18 protein-coding genes are annotated in these 17,892 nt (G+C 30.1%); 3 read left to right on the forward strand and 15 right to left on the reverse strand.

Going from position 1 to position 17,892, the window contains the following annotated elements:
* The first annotated feature begins 73 nt into the window (after positions 1 to 73).
* From ACTU6T_RS02565 to ACTU6T_RS02575, 3 genes are read left to right on the forward strand one after another with little or no spacing between them, the layout of a single operon-like run.
* Positions 74 to 844 (forward strand): class I SAM-dependent methyltransferase, encoded by a 771-nt coding sequence (locus tag ACTU6T_RS02565; RefSeq protein WP_460219702.1) that lies wholly within the window; start codon positions 74 to 76, stop codon positions 842 to 844.
* Between the two features lie 16 nt (positions 845 to 860).
* On the forward strand, positions 861 to 2,297 hold the full coding sequence (locus ACTU6T_RS02570) for an MBOAT family O-acyltransferase (protein WP_460219703.1): 1,437 nt from the start codon (positions 861 to 863) through the stop codon (positions 2,295 to 2,297).
* Between the two features lie 3 nt (positions 2,298 to 2,300).
* Complete coding sequence (locus ACTU6T_RS02575; RefSeq protein ID WP_460219704.1) at positions 2,301 to 3,221, forward strand: hypothetical protein; 921 nt, start codon at positions 2,301 to 2,303, stop codon at positions 3,219 to 3,221.
* Positions 3,222 to 3,225: 4 nt separating this feature from the next.
* Here the strand turns inward: ACTU6T_RS02575 and ACTU6T_RS02580 are convergent, their stop codons facing one another.
* The 15 genes from ACTU6T_RS02580 to ACTU6T_RS02650 form a co-directional block, all read right to left on the reverse strand.
* Positions 3,226 to 4,038 (reverse strand): polysaccharide pyruvyl transferase family protein, encoded by an 813-nt coding sequence (locus tag ACTU6T_RS02580; protein ID WP_460219705.1) that lies wholly within the window; start codon positions 4,036 to 4,038, stop codon positions 3,226 to 3,228.
* 166 nt (positions 4,039 to 4,204) lie between these two features.
* Positions 4,205 to 5,095 carry a glycosyltransferase family A protein gene (locus ACTU6T_RS02585; RefSeq protein WP_460219706.1) on the reverse strand — a complete coding sequence of 297 codons (891 nt, stop codon included), beginning with the start codon at positions 5,093 to 5,095 and terminating at the stop codon, positions 4,205 to 4,207.
* A 3-nt stretch (positions 5,096 to 5,098) separates the two neighbouring features.
* Positions 5,099 to 6,325, reverse strand: coding sequence for a glycosyltransferase (locus ACTU6T_RS02590; RefSeq protein ID WP_460219707.1), 1,227 nt, complete (start codon positions 6,323 to 6,325; stop codon positions 5,099 to 5,101).
* 97 nt (positions 6,326 to 6,422) lie between these two features.
* The gene (locus ACTU6T_RS02595) at positions 6,423 to 7,340 is read right to left on the reverse strand and encodes a glycosyltransferase (RefSeq protein WP_460219708.1); all 918 of its coding nucleotides are present in this window, start codon (positions 7,338 to 7,340) and stop codon (positions 6,423 to 6,425) included.
* 17 nt (positions 7,341 to 7,357) lie between these two features.
* A complete protein-coding gene (locus ACTU6T_RS02600) occupies positions 7,358 to 8,272 on the reverse strand; it encodes a glycosyltransferase family 2 protein (protein WP_460219709.1) in 915 nt (304 codons plus the stop codon).
* A 6-nt stretch (positions 8,273 to 8,278) separates the two neighbouring features.
* Entirely contained in the window at positions 8,279 to 9,205 is a 927-nt protein-coding gene (locus ACTU6T_RS02605; protein ID WP_460219710.1) for a putative capsular polysaccharide synthesis family protein, read from the reverse strand.
* Positions 9,202 to 10,113, reverse strand: coding sequence for a glycosyltransferase (locus tag ACTU6T_RS02610; protein ID WP_460219711.1), 912 nt, complete (start codon positions 10,111 to 10,113; stop codon positions 9,202 to 9,204). Before ACTU6T_RS02610 ends, ACTU6T_RS02605 begins: the two co-directional genes overlap by 4 nt.
* The gene (locus ACTU6T_RS02615) at positions 10,110 to 10,760 is read right to left on the reverse strand and encodes an acetyltransferase (RefSeq protein ID WP_460219712.1); all 651 of its coding nucleotides are present in this window, start codon (positions 10,758 to 10,760) and stop codon (positions 10,110 to 10,112) included. The genes ACTU6T_RS02610 and ACTU6T_RS02615 overlap by 4 nt, the downstream gene beginning before the upstream one ends.
* The gene (locus ACTU6T_RS02620) at positions 10,757 to 11,833 is read right to left on the reverse strand and encodes a DegT/DnrJ/EryC1/StrS family aminotransferase (protein ID WP_460219713.1); all 1,077 of its coding nucleotides are present in this window, start codon (positions 11,831 to 11,833) and stop codon (positions 10,757 to 10,759) included. Before ACTU6T_RS02620 ends, ACTU6T_RS02615 begins: the two co-directional genes overlap by 4 nt.
* Before the next feature lie 3 nt (positions 11,834 to 11,836).
* Positions 11,837 to 12,487 (reverse strand): sulfotransferase, encoded by a 651-nt coding sequence (locus ACTU6T_RS02625; protein ID WP_460219714.1) that lies wholly within the window; start codon positions 12,485 to 12,487, stop codon positions 11,837 to 11,839.
* 4 nt (positions 12,488 to 12,491) lie between these two features.
* Entirely contained in the window at positions 12,492 to 13,313 is an 822-nt protein-coding gene (locus ACTU6T_RS02630; protein WP_460220735.1) for a sulfotransferase domain-containing protein, read from the reverse strand.
* Entirely contained in the window at positions 13,307 to 14,557 is a 1,251-nt protein-coding gene (locus ACTU6T_RS02635) for an ABC transporter ATP-binding protein (RefSeq protein ID WP_460219715.1), read from the reverse strand. Before ACTU6T_RS02635 ends, ACTU6T_RS02630 begins: the two co-directional genes overlap by 7 nt.
* A 92-nt stretch (positions 14,558 to 14,649) precedes the next feature.
* On the reverse strand, positions 14,650 to 15,513 hold the full coding sequence (locus tag ACTU6T_RS02640; protein ID WP_460219716.1) for an ABC transporter permease: 864 nt from the start codon (positions 15,511 to 15,513) through the stop codon (positions 14,650 to 14,652).
* A 109-nt stretch (positions 15,514 to 15,622) separates the two neighbouring features.
* Positions 15,623 to 16,600: an SDR family oxidoreductase gene (locus ACTU6T_RS02645; protein ID WP_460220736.1), complete on the reverse strand. Its 978-nt coding sequence runs from the start codon at positions 16,598 to 16,600 to the stop codon at positions 15,623 to 15,625.
* Positions 16,600 to 17,892: a nucleotide sugar dehydrogenase gene (locus ACTU6T_RS02650; RefSeq protein WP_460219717.1), complete on the reverse strand. Its 1,293-nt coding sequence runs from the start codon at positions 17,890 to 17,892 to the stop codon at positions 16,600 to 16,602. Before ACTU6T_RS02650 ends, ACTU6T_RS02645 begins: the two co-directional genes overlap by 1 nt.

Below are 17,892 nucleotides of genomic sequence, written 5' to 3' on the forward strand. Positions count from 1 at the left end.
AAAAAAGATAAAAGTTATCTTTGAGATAATCTTGCAGATTGAAATTAATTTTTAAGCTAAATAACCGACTAAAATGACATTTGATCAGGTATACAATAGTGTAAAAGACGTTCCGTACATTTCTAAAAATAATGCTGAGTCTTTATATAACTTTATTTTAAAACATAAACCTAAGCATATTCTTGAATTAGGTGTTGCGCATGGTACTGCAAGTTGTTATATGGCTGCAGCATTAGATGAAATTGGTGGCGGCAAATTAGTTTCAGTAGATTTAGAGGCAGTAAAAGACTCTTTTAAGCCATCAATTGAAACACAATTAAACAGTTTGAGCTTAAAACAATATGTCGATGTTTATCGAATGAAATCTGGATACAATTGGTTTTTACATGATGAGATTAAAACCTGCTCAAAAAATAGTGACAACATTTGTAAACCTAAATATGATTTAATAATAATAGATGGTCCCAAGAATTGGACTATAGATAGTAGTTCCTTTTTTTTATGTGATAAACTGCTGAATGAAAACGGCTGGATTATTTGGGACGATTTTAATTGGACTTATGCTAGAGCTGATAAGAGAAAAGAAGCTACAGATGGAATAACACATAGAGGCCTTTCTGAAGATGAGCTTATCACACCACATATCAAAGAGATTTTCGATCTACTTGTAATGCAACACCCAAATTATGGGAACTTTATAATACAAGAAGATTCTGATTGGGCTTGGGCTAACAAAACAAAAGAAGGATCTACTAAAAAAATAACTTACAAACATTCACATTCTATTCAATATTATGTTATTAGAAAAATGAGACTTTTTTTTAAAACGTTAAAAAAGAAATAAGTAGTAAAATATAATTATGTTATTTAATTCGATTGATTTTGCTTTATTTCTACCACTTGTATTTTTATTGTATTGGTTTGTTACTAACAGGCAATTAAAACTTCAAAACTTTTTAATTGTCCTAGCTAGTTATGTTTTTTATGGCTGGTGGGATTGGCGCTTTCTATCCTTAATTATTATTAGCACTCTCATAGACTACACCATTGGATTATACCTTAAAAAAGAGATAAACAATAATAAACGAAAAGTGCTCTTATGGTTTAGTGTTTTTGCTAATCTTGGATTCTTAGGGTTCTTTAAATATTACAATTTTTTCTTAGACAACTTCATTTCGGTATTTTCCTTTTTTGGATCTCCAATTAATACCAACACTTTAAACATCATCCTGCCTGTTGGTATTAGTTTTTATACATTTCAAACATTAAGTTATACTATAGATGTCTATCGAAAAAAGCTAGAACCTACTAAAGACATTATTGCTTTCGCAGCATTTGTTAGTTTCTTTCCACAACTTGTAGCAGGTCCAATTGAAAGAGCCACTAACTTATTACCACAGTTTTACAAAAAAAGAGTTTTTAACCAGCATAAAGCCGTGGATGGTTTGAGACAAATGCTTTGGGGATTCTTTAAAAAAATAGTTATTGCTGATAATTGTGCTGTTTTTGTAAACACCATATTTGACAATCATTATGAATATACAGCAAGTTCCTTACTTCTAGGAGCTATCTTTTTTGCTTTTCAAATTTATGGTGACTTTTCAGGATATTCAGATATTGCAATTGGAACGGCCAGACTTTTTGGTTTCAATCTTAAACAGAACTTTGCTTTTCCATATTTTTCAAGAGATATTGCTGAGTTTTGGCGTCGATGGCATATCTCCTTATCTACTTGGTTTAGAGACTATTTATACATCCCTTTAGGAGGATCTCGCGGCACAACATTAAAGGTGATAAAAAATGTATTTATAATATTTATTATTAGCGGATTTTGGCATGGCGCCAACTGGACATATATAGTTTGGGGAGCGCTTAACGCGGTCTATTTTTTACCATTATTATTAGCCAAACAAAACAGGCGCCATTTAGATGTTGTTGCCCATGACAAAAACTGGCCTTCAACAAAAGAACTATTAGGTATACTGCTTACATTTGGGTTAACCACTATTGCTTGGATTTTTTTTAGAGCTGAAAGTATTAGTCATGCCCTAAGCTATTTAAAAGAGCTATGTGATTGGTCTATATTCTCAATACCAGAAATTAGACCAACATATTTAATTTTTCTGATCACCTTGTTTCTTGTCATAGAATGGATTGGAAGACGCAATCAGTATGCAATTGAATCGATAGGAATAAAATGGAAGCGCCCAATTAGGTTAGGATTTTATTATATTTTAATTATTGTTATTTTTTGGTTTAATAGAAACGAACAAGCATTTATCTATTTTCAGTTTTAAGTCATGAAGGTCTTTTTAAAAAAAACGTTACTCTTTTTTTTATTTTTATATGGAAGTATGGGAATCCTTGTAGCTATTAGTAGCTATGCAATTAATAAACATGCAAACTTCAAACTCTCACCGCATATTACAAAAATAGTATTAGGTAATTCACAGCCTGAATGTGCTTTTGATGACACTTTAATATCTCAGTTTAAAAATTTAGCAAATTCAGGAGAATCTTATTTTTATAGTTACCAAAAACTTAAACAAGTTTTAAAACAAAACCCGCAAATAAATACCGTATTTATAGAACTAAATCCAACAACTATTCTTATTAGAGAAGATGAAAAAATTTGGCAAGATCGTTTTATTAAACATCAAGTCCCTAATAACCTTTCTTTTTTCAATTTTTCTGATCATAAAATACTTGCCACCAAAAACCATATGGGGTATCAACAGGCCTTACTAAAAGGGCTAAAACGCAACCTTAACAGAATCGTAAACAATGAATATAATTTTATTGACTCCATTGGAGGTTACCGTCGTGTAAAATGGAATCATATGGCATCAATTCTAGACACTTTAAGCTATGATGTAAAAACTCAGTATTCGGAAAAGCAGAAAAAAACATCGCTCTATGATATTGAATATTTAAAAAAAATGATTGATTTATGTAACCTTAAAAGCATAAATATTCAATTTGTAAGAAGTCCTTATCATTCAAAATTCATCGGTAGGAAATATGAAGTTCTATTCCAAAAGTATCGCGAAAAGCATTTTAAAGATATTGTTTTTTTAGATTTTAAGGATTTTATTTTGGAAGATTCTGAATACGGTGATTTACAGCACCTCAATTACAAAGGAGCTCTAAAATTTTCAAAATGGTTTGAAAACCAAATTAATCGGAAATCAACAAAATCATCCTCAACAAATAAGAATTAACAAATTATATAAACGGACAACTTTCTATTAATTGCTTCTGTCTCAATTTTAATAATTTCTCATCTGCCAATAGCGAATCTTGATTTTCATTTAATAAACTTATCAATTCAGTGAGAGGTTCCTTATCTGGATTAAAAGAAAACTCTTTATTATAACTTATACCTACTGATTCAAAGTAATCAAAAAATTTAACGTTATCACCTGTAACCTTATCTGAAAATTTCACCCATAATGCCGGAATATTATAAGCATGAGCAACAATAACACCATGTAATGAAGAAGAAATAATACGTTTACATTTTAGAATTTCCTTAGTTGTTTTCTCTACATCATCAGTAATAAAATCTATAACTTGATATTTATCATCACCAGGGAAATTGGCTATCATGTTTTCATAATCAACATAATGAGGTATAATCCCTAAATCATAAATTTGTTTTTCATTATTTGAGATAAACTGTGGCATTAACAATGCTGGATCTCCATACATTTCAGGGACGTCGTGTCCAAGTTCCAATAATCTTTGTCTACTTAATGGACCTCTAACGGCACAAAAAGTAGCATTCTTCACTTTTACATTTCTCTTTTTTATACCGCTACCCCAAACTATTGAATTCTTATCTACTGTTTTGAGAATACTTCCAACCGTAAAATATGGTTTGATAAAAAAATTAAAGTGATACTTTTTTGGAATATATCGTTTCACTTTTTTTCCAGATAATTTTGTTATTATATAAGGTGCTAGAGCATCTCCATAATTATTTTTATTATCATCCCTCTCCATGGAATACCAATATGCATGTAGTTTATTAAACATATATACTTATCTCATTAATAGTAATTAATTTGTGATTCGTGTTTTGTTAAATGCCTCTAGCACTAACTTGACCCTAATAATGTAAACCAAGTTCAAAAAAAGTAAAGTTATCAAAAATATATTTTGGTAATTGACACTTATCTACCATCCTTTTAATAGCACTTAATTATTTTAATTTATGTTTGATTAATCTCAAAAAAGTAATAGTTAAATCTTTTTTATCCTTAGACCATTTCATTAGATTTATATATAGAGAAAAAAGAGAAAAAAGATCACCAACTCTGTAATGTCGTTTAGATAATCGCCAAAACACAAAACTTAAAAACAAGTCTTTCTTGTTATTTTCAGAGAATTTTTGAAATACTTTTTTTGATTTTGAAATTAGCGAAAGACTTTTAAGCATTTGGGTATTAGATCTTGAAATACCAAGCACTTCATTTTTATTAACAATACACAAGGCTTCCTCAATATGATAAATTTTTGGCTTATTAATTAAGCTCAAAATATCATGAACATAATCTTCATGGTCTCTAAAGCTATACCAATGACTACTTAAACTAATATCATTTTTCCACAAGGCAGCTCCTGTAGCCCAATAGATTTTTGTTTCGAATGTTAAATCGAAAAAATCATATATTCCTGATTTTAATGATAAACGTAGGGAAGCATTGGTTTTTCTTTTTAATAACACATTTGTAAAGACCATCGAAATACTAGAATCATTTTTAAGCACTGCAACCGTTTTTTCTAGAAAAGTTGATTCCCATAAATCGTCGGAATCTAAATACGCTATGTATTTTCCTTTAGCTAAATTTCTTCCAATAGATCTGGCTTTTCCTGGTCCTCCATTTATTTTCAGTTTATGATAGGTTACAGAAATATGTTCAAAAAAATCTTCAAATTCTTTAATGTTGAAAATCTCTTCAGATGCATCATCAATTAATAATACTTCTATATCTGAAAATGTTTGACACTTCACAGACTTTAGTGTATTCATTAATAGATCTCTCCTATTAAAAATTGGAACAACAACTGAAACTAAAGGATCTTCTACCATATTCTAATTGGCGTTATAAAGTTTTATAAAGCGAGATGTCATCAATTCATTAGAAAACTTCTCAACAACAAAATCTCTAGCAAGATTACTCATTTCTTGATAACGATCTGGGTCATTAATTAATTTTAAAATTGCATTTGCATAAGCTTCAATATTTTTTTCTGGTACAAGAAAACCGGTTTCATTATTTAGAATAGTCTCAGACAATCCTCCAGAATTAAATGCCACAACAGGCAAACCTAAAGCTTGAGCTTCAGCAGTTACAAGACCTTGTGCTTCAGATTGCCCTTTTGCGTTTGTAATTGAACTCATTAAATAAATGTGATGAGTTTTTAAAAGTGTTTTTAGTTCGTCCTGACTTTTTTTCCCAACCAATTGAATCTCATTATCTAGGCCCAATTGTGTTATTAGCGCTTGCAATCGATTGTATAAATTTCCAACACCAACAATAGTATAATTCACTTTTACCTCTTGATCTATTAATAATTTCACTGCCTTTATTGCAAACTCAAAACCTTTAAGTGCTTTTAAGCGACCAATAGAAATCAAATGAACAACATCATTTAAAGGCAGTTGCTTTACATCGGTCGATTTAAAATAGTTAACATCAATTCCCATGGGAATAGTCTTGATTTTCTGTTTATCACAACCTAGGGCAATAACTTTAGGAACCAAATATCCAGTATTTACGGTTATAAAATCTGAAATATCGAACAAAGTCTTATATCTGGCTTTCAAACTATTTAATTGGTTTTCATTAGAATAATGCGCGTCATAGCCATGAAAGGTTGTGACAACTTTAGCATTCAACAAGCCATTTTCTGTCATTTCAGCAATCCCTCTACTTCCAACAGCAAACTGAATATGAAATACATCAATATGCCTTAATTTACCATAAAACTTTAGGAGGTAAGGCAAATTAATGAATCGATGTCTAAATGAAATATTGGGTGTTTTTACCCAGCTTTTTAAATATCTAACAATTGGCAAAAGACCTTTAATTAAGCGGCTTAGCTTAGATATTGGGATTTCATAATCAACCTCAATCACTTTTTTTAATAGATCGTATTTCAGTATTAATTCCTTTTGCGACGATTCTTCTATCGATTGCAACTTATGAGTTAGAATTACTACATCGTAACCCTTTTGCTTTAACTGAATAATTTGATTCGTTATGAACGTTTCAGAAACGGCCGGAAAAACAGGTAATACGAAGCAAATTTTTTTCATTGATTAACTAGTTATCTATTATTACTCATATGTTGTTATTTATTTTTTTCTAAACATATTTCGAATAGGTAATAACATCTTATAAATTTTAGTCCCATTATATAGTCCAAGAATACCAATAAATTTCCAGTATTTTTTTTTGCTGACTTAAAAAACAAGGCGCCTTAATTTGGTCAAAATGAATTGCTGCTCTTTTTGCTAATGCAGGGTATTTTTTTTTTGTAAACGTATATTGTTTGTAATATAGCCGTTTAGGGTAACTCATTAAATTAATATTGTTAATTGGAGCAAGTAATTTTTCTATTTTCTGATAACTTTTAAATGCCGCTTCTATTTTAGGCACGCTATTTAATTTACTTAAACTATTAGGAGTCAATCTATAATAAGCTAGAGGAGTATTACAGCAAACTACTAGCTTTGCCCAAAACAAAACTCTTGAAAAATATTCTCCGTCATTATTAATTAACATCTCTACATCCCAGATTCCAGCTAAATCAATCAATCTTTTATCTACTAGCCAAGACACTGTTGGTATGAACCAATTGTCTTGACCGAAGCTAATCATGAGCTCTATACCTGACCTTTTCATATTATGGTTCAAGTGTGAAAATTTGAATTGTGATTGAGAATCCCCTATTTGTTTTTTAAAGTCGATCCAGGGTGTATAACATACATCTGCTTTACTCGCAATCATTAACTCCATCTGCTTGGCAATTTTAAACTTATCTAATATATCATCGGCGTCTAAAAACTGAATATAGTCTCCCGAAGCTTTTTTTAATCCAAAATTACGCGCATTAGAAGCACCAGCATTTTCAATTTGATAGCAAGCAATTCCATTGGCTTCAAATTCTGCAAACAATTGGCAAGTTTCATCTGTAGACCCGTCATCTACAACAATAATTTCAATAGGTTTGTAGGTTTGACATAAAGCACTATTAATCGTTTCTGCTATATAATCTTTAGAATTATAAGATGGAATAATTATACTTACTAATGGTAATGATGTATTCATGCCTATTAAAAAATGTACTATTGTAAATAATGCATTCCTCTAGTTTTATTGATGGTTCTACTTTTTTTAATTAACGGTTTTATTCTTAATAAAAGTGCTAATTCTCTTTTAAACCCAGCCGCCTGCTTAAACTTCAATTTTGTTTGAAGTCTAAAAATAGAATTACGCAGTTTATTTTCAAGTAAATTGAGTTCATTTTCTGTATTTATATTCGCAAAAGTAATTTTATATGACCTCTCAATATGTTTAAAATAGTCTGGACTAAACTTTGGAGGCTTTATTTGTTTTTTCTGCTCACGATCATGAATGACATAGACTTTTGGCAAAACACCAACCTTAAAGCTATGATAATTAGCTCGTTGACAATAGTTATCATCTTCTCCATAATGAAAAAATAAAGGATCAAACCCACCAATTCTTTCTATGCATTGACGTGAAATCAACCATGCAGCAGCATTAACAAATGGAACTTGATATGCTGAAGAAATGGGATTATCAAGTACAAAATCTGAATAAAACTGCCCAGTCAATTCTTGTCGCATATATTTAGAAAAACTTCTTTCCAATGCTTTCTTGTTTCTAGTAACATGTATAGGACTTAAAATACCAAATTGAGAATTTTGTTTTTGAAAATCCACCAATTTATCTAAAACTGCGTCTATTAAATAGGCATCTTGATTAAGCAAAAAGACATGATTAGCACCTGCATTTAAGGCATGCTTAATACCAATATTATTGGCCTGTCCAAAACCTAAATTTCTTTGTTGTTCATATAATATAACTCTTGGATAGTTATTTTTAATATAAGATACCGTTGTATCATTAGAAGCATTGTCAATAACTACAACATTATAGCTATCAAAGTCTATACTCTTCAAGCATTTATCAATCCATTTTAGACCATTATATGTTACTATTACTATATAAACCAATTCATATTAATTTTTAAACCATTTATTTTTATAGCTATTAATTTCAGATTCTGTATAAAAATGTTTCATATAATTTGAGTCATAAATCTGGTTCAAATAATCTTTTGGAAGATTTATTTGCTTCTTAAAATCGACATAAACTTTATGAATATCTTTATTGGCTGCTATATTTGCAGACATGAGTTCAATATCTTGATTAAAGAATCCCTTCATTGCTATTTGAAAACAATCATTCATACTTTCTAACTTTAACACTAACAACTCAACATCATCATTATTATACATCGTATAGCCTTTACTTTTATCAAAAGAGATATCTAAAAGATTTAAATTAAAAACATGTTTCATTTCAGAATCTAACCATTCTAAATGGGAATTTACAACAAATTTATTATAGAATAATTCATAAAGTTTTGACAAATCATGCTTTGGTGTAGTAACATTGAATGGGTAATTTCTATTTCTTGATTTAAAATTATAGCTATCCTCATTTTCATTAAAATCTATCCATTGAAAAAATAATGATATGTTTCTGCTAATAGGCTCTCTAACAATAGTTATGAGTTTTAAGGTTTCAAAATCCTTTTTTTTGACAATTGCCTTAACCCATTGAGGTTTCCATAGTAAATCTGTAGTAAGATGCTTTGAGTATTGCTTTTTTCCAAAAAACTCACGCTTTATCATTTGTTCTCTCTCATTGAGATATGAAGAATTTAGTCTATGCAAATGAAAAATATCTCTGTTGGGAAACGTTTTTTTTAAAGATTTGAATACAGATGTAGAGGCCACTTTGCCCATTGTATAAATTAATATAAAATCGTCTGAATGCATTCTTGAGTGAGAAAGATGTCTTAAATACAAAAATTTATCTACAGGATAAAAAGATTTAAGAAACCCTAATAAGGTACGTTTATATTTTTCTACAGCTTTCAATTTAAAATAACTTTATCTAGATTATTTTTAATAATTCTTAAACTCTTTTTTATAGAAACAAATTTACTTTTCATGTCTTTAGCCATTCTAACCCTATACAAAACAAGCACAAAAGAAGCTTTAATAAAATCTAAAAAATAAATTTTAAATGAGTAATCCAAGACCGTTGTTGAAATGAAGCTTTTAAGTTTATCGACATTAAATTCTGAATTGTATTTTTTTATAAAATTGACAATTTTATAATCTAATTTCATTTGTGTTGATGTCACTTTTCTAGAGATTCCTCCATCATTTTTTCTATATACTGCGGTAACATCATTCAATACTTTTATTTGGCCAAAACAAGATACCAATAAAAACAATGTTCTATCTGCAGACAATATTTTTTCAGGAAAATCCTCCTTAAAACTCTCATTTTTAAACATAAAAGTTGCAGTATGAAAATGCCTAGCTTCCAATAAATCATTCGTTTCTAAAACAGGTTTTATTTTAGCTTTGAATAAATGTTCTCTTTTAGAATTGTCATAGGTTACTAAAGCGTTTGTAGCTATACCTGAAAAATGAGAATACTGCTCTAAAAAATCGACTTGTTTTTGCAATTTTAAAGGGTCAGTCCAAAAATCATCTCCTTCACAAATAGCTATGTATTTACCAAGACATTGTTTTATTGCAAAAATAAAATTTGGAGTTATACCTAAGTTCTCTTTTTGATTAAAATATCTTATTTTTTTGTGCAAGTCATGTTGCTTTACAAAGTCTTGTATTATGGTATTTGTTGCATCTGTAGAACAGTCATTTGACAATATAATTTCAAACTCAAAATTACATTTTTGATTTAAAATGCTTGTTAAAGATTGTAAAATATATTCTTGATGATTATAAGTAATCATACAAACTGAAACCATCATTTATTTTCTTCTTTTAAAACAACCCTACCAGGAACGCCCATAATTGTGCAATTATCTGAAACATCCTTTGTAACAACTGTTCCTGCTCCAACAGTTACATTTTTCCCAACAACTACATCAGGCAAAATCACACTTGAGGCCCCTAAAGTTGTATAATCACCAATATTACATCTACCTAAAACTGTTACGTTTGGAGACACCTCAACAAAGTCACCGATTTTACAATCATGAGTTATAATAGAATTATAATATACTAAGCAACCCTTTCCAATTTTTACTGAGTTAGATATTCTTGCTCCAGACATAATTGATGTTCCTTCATTAATTGTTACTCCGAAATGCCCTATTTCAGCAGTGTTGGAAATAATTGATAGGGGCTTAGCTCCAAACTGAATAAATTGATTAAAGAGTTGAGCTCTTAGTTTTGGATTACCAAGTCCTAATACAAAACTATTAGCTTCAGATTTAGACATATAGGCTTCTACTGATTCATAAGAGTTTAAAATTTCAAATCTATCGTATATCCTTTGAGTTAAGTCCTGAGTTATATTGTCGAAAAAAACAATATCCTTATCAGGAAACTTCATATCAACAGAAACAATCTGCAACAATTCTTTTGCTAAACCTTTGGCTCCAACTATTATCATTTTAACTCTTGCTTTATAATACTTACAATTTTACTTAATTGAAATTCTTCAATACCTACATATAGAGGTAAGCATAAAACCCTAGACGATATAGATTCAGAAATTTCCATAACTGATCCCTCTACGTAAGGCAATAAATTTAATGAAGGATAAAAATAACGCCTTGGAAAAATCTTTTGTGCTTTTAAAGTCTCTTCAACTTTTAATAATATTTTTTCTGTCTCAAAAATAATTGGAAAATAACTATAGTTCCATTTCGTATGCGCTCTAATTTTTAAGCATTTTACATTTACATTTTTTAGGTGTTCAAAATAATAATCCACTACATATTTTCGCGATTTAAATATTGTATTTAAATATGGAAAAACCGCAAGTCCCATAGCTGCTTGAAGCTCTGAGATTTTACCATTAATACCTAAACCATGAAAATTTAAAGGACCATCGTGACCAAAATTGTGGCTATAATATAGTTTATCATAAACTTTTTTATCATTACAAAACATAGCACCACCTTCACCTGTTTGGAATAATTTTGTAGCATGAAAACTACAGGTACTAATATCTCCAAAGTTAAAAATAGACTTTCCTTTATATGTCACACCAAAACAATGTGCTGCATCATAAATGACTTTTAATTTGTACTTCTTTGCTAAGGTTTCAATAACCTCTACATGACATGGATTACCAAACACATGGGTTGCTAATATAGCTTTAGTTTGAGGCCCAATTGCTGCTTCTATCTTAGTTTCATCTATAGTTAGATATTCAGGATGAATATCCACATAAACAGGTTTGCAATGTTCCCAAATAATGGAGGAAGTTGTTGCCACATAAGAGAATGGTGTTGTTATAATTTCACCTTGATCACCAAATAGCTTTAATGCTATTTGTAATGGAATCGTTCCATTATTAGTAATAATAATATTGTTTACATTTAAATAGTGTTTTAATTTATGTTCTAACTCTAAAACTAATGCACCTCTGTTTGTTATCCAGCCCTTTTCCCATGCCGAATTCAAAATAGCCTGATATTCCTCTATTGGCGGCAAAAAAGTTTTGGTTACGTTGATCATAAACTAAATATTACTTGTTTTATTCTCCCACGGGAATCCATTATGGATTGGTTTTTTATTAAGAAAGTTACACAATTTTAAATAATCTTTTTCTTCTGAAACATTAATTATCACAAGCCTATCTGGCCTACTTCTAAAGTATTCAATAACAGAATAATTATGATTGTTATAATACTCAATTAAAGTATCCTTGAAATACGGAGCTTCTTTAGGTGTATTAAACATATATCTATTTATATCATAAGCAAATCCTTTATATCGATATTTAGCATTTTTTAAATCTTGTATTGTAGGCAAATCATGTCCATTTGCCCATAATTTTGAATGAAATTTTGTAATGGAATTATACCATTGATTAGGATTATCCCTAACTGTCAAAATAAACTTAGCATTTTTAAAATGCTCATCTAAAAAGGCATAAGTATAAGGTAGCGAGAAAGGAATATCTTGAAAGGCCTGAGCAGTTGAACAAAATTTAATTATTCTTTTAAAGTCTCTATTATACCAATCTCGAGCAAGAAGTTCTGCCTCAGACTGTTGTCCTAATCTATAACCAAAGTCACTTAAAACTTTTTCAATAGTAGTTGTTCCTGTTTTATTAAGTCCAACACAAAATATCTTTAAGCCGCTATTCTTATTAAATAACTTCATCATAAAATTAGTTCCAGTTTAGTGTTTTACCAATTAACTCTTCAAGTCCTTCATTTTTAATCTTATAATGAGCGTTCAATAACTTTTTTGATATAGGGTCAATATGTTCAGAATATTCTCTCTTATGTTTAATACTTAAGTCGATTTTATTCAAATCTATCATTTCTAAATTAAGAAAATCAAACACCTCAGTTAAAACATTTTTAGTCATATTTAATAAGTCATCAGAATTAATAAACATAAACTGACTCAACTCAAAATATTTTAAATAATGTATTATTTGATCTTTATAATACCCTCTTCTAACAATTGATGGTTCAATGATTTTTTTTGATTCTAGGGGTTTTAATCCTATCTCAAAAGTGACCCATTCAAGAAAATTTGGAAACTTTTCATCAATAAAGTAGGTATATAATCTTTCTTGGGAACATTTGTTTTCATTTTCAAAAAAGAAACGTCTCATGTGTGGCTTTTCAATCATTTGCTTATACATATTCCAGGCACTAAAAGCTCGTTTAACAGGGTCACGTAAAACGACTATGAATTTTAAATTAGAATTATAATTTTTAAGTTTTTCAGCCGTACCAGGGTAGTACAAATATCTGGGAGTAGATTCAAAAGAAATTTTATTCGATACTATTCTATTTGGAAAATTATCATGATAAGCGCTTAATTTTAATAACTTACAGGAATCAAAAAAGTGTAATTCTTTTTTTTTGGGTCCTAAAATCTTAGGATGTTGTATGAGGTAATCATGTAAAGAAGTTGTTCCTCCTTTTTGCACACCTAGTATCATAAAACTTGGCTTAAGTCTACCAAATGTTAGCATTTTTTCCAATTTAACTCTAACTTAAACGCTCCTTTAGATTTCCCCATATAGCTTCCAATCATCTTATCCTTAGGATTAATAATAAAAGAAAAAAGGTTTTCTTCAATAAAATGAAATGATTTTCCTATTACACAACCAAAATCAACTAGAAATTCTCCCTGATTGAATAGGTTTTTCGGCATTTCTATTTCATATGATAACTCTCCCAAATCTTTACTGTTATCAAAATCATTTAAACTTCCATGAGTAAAAAGAAAGTTTTCAGCATCATCTTTTATCCTAATGTTTAACCCAATATTTTCACTACTATTTTTTAAAAAATCAACCTTTAAAACCACTATATCATCCATATATATAGGTTTTTCAACGCTTTTGTTTTTTGCAAAAACAATAATCGATTTAATTTCAATCTTTGATGATGACAACCTACGATAATCAATCTTATCTGATAAAACTCTTTCTTTTAAATAAAAATCAACTGCGTCATCAGTTTCTCCCTCAAAAACTATTTTACCGTGTTCTAAAACTAGTGCTCGAGTACATAAACTTTTAACCGCTGTCATATTATGACTTACAAATAGTACAGTGCGCCCATCACTTTTGCTAATATCTTGCATTTTACCTACAGCTTTTTTTTGAAATTCGGCATCACCAACGGCTAATACCTCATCTACAACTAAAATATCTGGTTCTAAAAAAGCTGCAACAGCAAAAGCTAGTCTAACACGCATACCCGAACTATATCGCTTTACAGGGGTATCAATATACATTTGACAACCCGAAAACTCTATAATCTCATGCTGCTTTTTTTTTATCTCTTCTTTGGTCATTCCCAAAATAGCACCATTTAAATAAATATTTTCAAGCCCAGTCAATTCTGGATGAAAACCAGTTCCAACTTCTAATAAACTAGCAATTCGACCTCTAGATTTAATTTCACCAGTAGTAGGTATCGTAACTCTAGATAGAATTTTCAATAAGGTACTTTTACCAGCCCCATTTTTACCAATAATTCCTAATACTTCTCCTTTCTTGACTTCAAAATTCACATCCTGTAAAGCCCATACATAATTACTGCTAGCCTTTGCACTTCTATCATTAACGCTACCTACTTTTAAATAAGGGTCTTCTTTACCACGAATACCTGCCCACCATCTATTTAAGTCATGACTAATAGTACCAGTCCCAATAAGTCCTAGTCTATATTGTTTACTAATATTATTAGCCTTTAAAATTATACCCATGTTAAGTTTTTATAATTTTCTTATGGAAGATTTTATAAGTTTTTGCACATAACAAATCTTTATACATTCTATCTAATTTAATAGAATAAACTTTAAACTGTATCAATAAATGTCTTTTCAGTTCTGTTAAAGATAATAATTCCAAAAAACAAAATGAATAATGTCATAAATATAGTATATAATATCCCTGACATACTCAAAGTACCAGAACCTAATAGTATATATCTCGTAGTTTCGATAATATAAGCCAAAGGGTTATACTCAACAATCCATGCTATTCTTGGCAATTTCTCTCTCATTAACGCCAAAGGATACATAACTGCAGAAATATACATCAATAGTTGAACACCAAAGCTTATTAAAAACTTTAAGTCTCTATATTTGGTTACCATACTAGATACAATCATACCAATACCCAAACCAAGTATTCCCATTAAGAAGACTAAAAATGGAAAAAATACAATTGTTGAATCAATATGAATAGCTGCTCCCTGAGTTAGATAGTATATATAAAATATAATAAATATAAACATCTGAATACCAAACTTTAACAAATTTGATATAATTATGGATAATGGCACAATAATTCTAGGAAAATACACTTTACCAAAAATTGCTGCATTTGTTTTAAACGTATCACTAGTCGCGCTGAGGCAGGAATTAAAATAATTCCAAATAGAAACTCCTGCGAGATTAAAAAGAAATGATGGAACAGTACCTGTTTCAATATTGGCAACTTTATTGAAAATTATTGTAAATGTAAGTGCTGTAAACAATGGCTGAATCAGATACCATAGTGGTCCCAAAACTGTTTGCTTATAAACTGTAACCACATCACGCTTTACAAATAAAAAGAGAAGATCACGATAACGCCATATCTCCTTAAAATTGAAGTCAATAAGTTTTCTTTTTGATGAAATGGTATACAACCAATCTTCGTCTTCGGTAGTATTCAATGTGTGTCAATTATCATTCTCGCTAATATAAACAATCAAGCCTTAATATTGAAACAATAACCTTTAAAAAGTTTCAAATTACTTAGAGGCTAAAAAACAAAGAAAACCTCTATTTAAAGGAGTTCCAAGTAATCTTTAATCCTTCTCTAACTGTATACATTGGTTTATAATTCATTAAAGAGTTTGCTTTATCAATATTAGCTAAAGAATCCCTAACATCACCTTGACGTGCTGGTCCATAAACTGCTTCAATATCAGAATTTGCAGATTCCTTTAATGAATCCCAAAGATAATTGATACTAATACGTTCTCCACAAGCCACATTAAACACCTGGTTTTTAGCCTGCTCAGAAGCAAAAAAACCACGTATATTAGCCTGAACAGCATTATCTACAAATGTAAAATCTCTAGTTTGCTCACCATCTCCGTTGATTTTTGGAGATTTATTATCCTTTAACGCTTGCATAAACAATGGAATCACCGCAGCATATGCGCCATCTGGACTTTGTTTAGGTCCAAAAACATTAAAATACCTTAAACCGATAACATCTGTATTATAAGTCTTTCCAAACACATCGGCATACAGCTCATTTACAAATTTAGTAACTGCGTAAGGAGATAATGGATTTCCTATATTATCTTCAACTTTAGGCAACGTTTTACTATCTCCATAGGTTGAACTAGAAGCCGCATAAACCATACGTTTCACTGTTGAAGAGTCTTTTAAAGCTATCATCATATTCAAAAACCCAGAAATATTTACATTATTTGTAGTTGCTGGGTCATTAATAGAACGAGGAACAGAACCTAAAGCTGCTTGATGAGACACATAATCTATGTCTTGCATTGCATCTTTACATGTTTGTAAATCTCTGATATCGCCTTCAATAAGTTCGAAAGCCGGGTTTGAGTGAAATTCGGTTAAATTTTTTCTATGACCATTTGAAAAATTATCCAAAACACGAACTTTTTTGGCATTATATTTCAAAAGGTATTCTACAATATTTGAGCCAATAAATCCACCTCCTCCTGTAATAAGGAATGACAATTGACTTAAATCTTGATTGTGATATTGATTTTCGTACATCATAATCTTGCGTCTACTAAATGTTTAGGAAGTAATGATTTTACATCAAAAATAACTCCGATATCAGATTTCAAAGTCTTAAGATCTAGCTTTAAAAATTCATTATGAGATACTGCTAAAATTATAGCATCATAATCGGTTTTCAATTGAGAATCTTTTTCTAATAATTCAAAACCATATTCATGAGCAACTTCGTCTTTGGACGCCCAAGGGTCGTAAACATCAACATTGACACCAAAAGTTTCAAATTCTTCAATGATATCTATAACTCTAGAGTTTCTAATATCTGGGCAATTTTCTTTAAATGTAATCCCAAGAACAAGCACATTAGAGTCTTTAATTCGAGCTCCCTTTTTTATCATCATTTTTACTGTCTCCTGAGCCACATAACCTCCCATACTATCGTTCATTTTACGACCTGCTAGAATAATTTCAGGGTTATATCCAGATTCTATAGCTTTTTGGGCAAGATAATACGGATCTACCCCTATACAATGTCCACCTACTAATCCAGGAGAAAATTTAATAAAATTCCATTTTGTACCAGCAGCTTCTAATACAGCTTTAGTATCAATATCTAATAATCTAAAAATTTTAGACAATTCATTTACAAAAGCAATATTAATATCTCGTTGAGAATTTTCAATAACTTTAGCGGCTTCTGCAACCTTAATTGAAGGTGCCGAATGAGTCCCAGCAACAATAATTGACTTGTATAAATCATCAACCACCTTTGCAATTTCAGGTGTTGAACCAGAAGTTACCTTAAGTATTTTTGTAACAGTATGTTTTTTATCACCCGGGTTTATACGCTCCGGTGAATATCCCGCATAAAAGTCTTTATTGAACTTTAAACCGGATTGCTCTTCTAAGATAGGCACACAAATATCTTCTGTAACGCCAGGATATACTGTAGATTCATAAATTACAATATCTCCTTTTTTAAGAACTTTCCCAACACTCTCACTTGCCTTAATCAATGGAGTAAAAACAGGCCTTTTTAGTTCATCTGTTGGTGTTGGAACAGTCACAATATAAACATTAGAGTCTGATATATGACTAAGCTCATTTGTAATAAACAATCCAGTTTCAGAATTTTCATTAGACGTTAAAACAGATTTCAAATGATCATCTTCAACCTCTAAGGTTTTATCTACGCCATTTCTTAGCTCATTGATACGTTTTTCGTTAATATCAAATCCAACAACCATAAATTTCTTAGCAAATTCTACAGCAAGTGGCAAACCCACGTATCCAAGTCCAAGAATGGTGATTTTTTTATTAGTATTCAT

The organism is Psychroserpens citreus, from assembly GCF_055686305.1.